Raw genomic sequence first — 2,387 nt, forward strand, 5'->3', positions numbered from 1 at the left:
CGCTGGTCGAGCTTGTCGAGACCACCTCCGCCTGCGCGATCTGCACCGCGAGATGCGGGTTGTGCGCCTAGGGCAGGGGGTCGACGCCACGGGACAGTTCGCCGACGAGGCGATCGAGAGAACTCGCGTAGCGCTCTCCGACTACGTCGACGTGATGCGCTCGCTCGGCGTCGAACGCGTTCGTATGGTCGCCACTTCGGCAACCCGCGACGCGCGCAACCGCGATGTCTTCTTCGCGATGACCGCGGAGCTGCTCGGTTGCGTCGTCGAGGGTGCGCAGGCGGAGGTGATCACCGGTGACGAGGAGGCGCGACTGTCGTTCCGCGGTGCCGTCGGCGAACTCGATCCTGCCGAAGGGCCGTTCGTGGTGACCGATCTCGGCGGCGGCTCGACCGAAGTCGTGCTCGGCGGTGCGGAGGGGGTGTCGGCTGCCTACTCCGCCGACGTCGGATGCGTGCGCACCACCGAGCGCGCCCTGCACTCCGACCCGCCCACCGCAGACGAGGTTCGCGACGCCACGCAATTCATCCACGACAGACTCGCCGTAGCATTCGACGCCGTGCCGGTCGAGCGCGCACACACCTGGGTCGGGGTGGCGGGAACACTCACCACCATCGCGGCCGTGAATGCGGGGATGGACGTCTACGACTCCGACGCAATCCACTTGTCGCGCATCGGAATCAACGACCTCGACCGCGTCTGCCACGACCTCGTCGCGATGACACGCGACGCCCGCGCAGCGCTCGGACCGATGCATCCCGGTCGCGTCGATGTGATCGGCGGTGGGGCGCTGGTGACGCTCGAGCTCGCTCGGGTCCTGTCCGAACGCGCAGGCATCTCCGAACTCGTCGTCAGCGAGCACGACATCCTCGACGGCATTGCCCTGGGCTTGCTGGACTAGGCCCCCACTGCGTGGGCCGCGAAAAGTCTTGTCAGAACGCGGCCTTCATCGACGCCGCGCCATCAGGTGCAGCTCGGCGAAACGATGGGTGTCGTCGGCCTGCGCGATCATCCGCCACGATTCGTCGAAACCCGCGTCGAACAGCACGCGCGCGAGCGCATCCGGATGCCAGCGCCACGCGGGCGCGACTCGGTGATCGAACGCGATGGTGTCGGCACTCAGCGACGCCTGCGCGCCGATCAGCACCGGTGCTCCGCCGGCCAACCGAGTTGCCCAGGCCGCGAGGACATCGGGCAGTTCTTCCGGTGGCACGTGAATCAGACTGAACCGAGCCAGGATTGCGCCGCATTCGATGTCCGTAGCCGCCCGCGCGAGGAGAGCATCGTCGTCGATGAAGTGACATTCGGGATGTGTACGCATCGCGATGGTGCGCATCCCGTTGCTGGGTTCGAGGCCGATCGTCTGTATACCCAACCGGACGAGATCGGCTGTGACATGGCCGATTCCACTCCCGACATCGAAGACGGTCGCGGACGGATCATGCTCGCGCACCTCGTCGACAAATGCCTCAACGGCGCGACGTTCGACGGCACACTGGTACGGCGCTGGAAACGAGTCGGCGTAGAGCTGAGCCAGTGCGTCGTATCCGGGCTGTTCCACCGTGCCAGTCTTTCATCGGAGTCGGGGTTGCGCTGGCGTCGGTATCACTTCGACTGATACCTCAGTGAGTATCGGCCGGCGCCTGCTCCGGGGTGCGCAGCCAGATGTTGTTGCAGGCCTCGCACACGTCCTCGGGGATCACGCCGCGCTGCTGCAGGAACCCGAAGATCACGCAGCCGAGGCAGAATCCGAATACCGATTCCAGCAACGCCGCGACAATCAGCAGGCCGACGACGATCTGTGCTGCCAGCCCGTAGCCGAGCAGGCTGAGAACCAGCGCGGTGGTGGAGAAGGCGAGTCCGATGGCTTGCGCGAAGCGCTTGGGAGGTCCGGGGACGAGCTTGCTCTTGCGCCAGATCTTGGGCGCGATGACCCGCACGGAGAGCTGGCCGAACGGCGACAGCTTGGGGCCTGCCATCACGCGTAGCAGGAATCCGAGAGCCAGCAATGCGTAGACGATGGGGTGATTCACCACGATGGCAACGACTGCCAGGATGACGACCAGACCCGCCGTCGACCGTGCGGCATACTCGTTGACCGGGTTGGGGAAGGTGAGGATGGCTGGTGCGGACACGGGACTCCAAGGCAGACGAGGCTAGCGAAACACCACAACGTTACGGCGCGGCCGATTGCTGCCGCCAACGTTGGCGTCACAGTGATCGGAACCCCGCTGACCAGCGGAGATAGCTCCGGATGCACAACAGCGGGGCCTGATCGGATCAGGCCCCGCCGTGAATGTGCGACGAACTACGCGCGGTGGTGCTCCTCGTGCGCATCCTTGCGGTCGGTCTCGATGGCACGGATCGCCGTCTCGGTGGCGTCGGCA

3 protein-coding genes are annotated in these 2,387 nt (G+C 66.1%); 1 reads left to right on the forward strand and 2 read right to left on the reverse strand.

Features of this window, described 5'->3' with window-relative positions:
• Positions 1 to 901 (forward strand): Ppx/GppA phosphatase family protein (locus B3T59_RS05645; RefSeq protein ID WP_287001691.1); only part of this gene is annotated, 901 nt, incomplete at its 5' end.
• 45 nt (positions 902 to 946) lie between these two features.
• On the opposite strand, the gene B3T59_RS05650 is transcribed toward B3T59_RS05645, so the two are convergent.
• Positions 947 to 1,561: a class I SAM-dependent methyltransferase gene (locus tag B3T59_RS05650; RefSeq protein ID WP_287001692.1), complete on the reverse strand. Its 615-nt coding sequence runs from the start codon at positions 1,559 to 1,561 to the stop codon at positions 947 to 949.
• 61 nt (positions 1,562 to 1,622) lie between these two features.
• On the reverse strand, positions 1,623 to 2,135 hold the full coding sequence (locus tag B3T59_RS05655) for a DUF4395 domain-containing protein (protein ID WP_287001693.1): 513 nt from the start codon (positions 2,133 to 2,135) through the stop codon (positions 1,623 to 1,625).
• Positions 2,136 to 2,387 lie beyond the last annotated feature (252 nt).

The sequence above is a fragment of the Gordonia sp. UBA7860 genome (assembly GCF_002500165.1).
GTDB lineage: Bacteria > Actinomycetota > Actinomycetes > Mycobacteriales > Mycobacteriaceae > Gordonia > Gordonia sputi.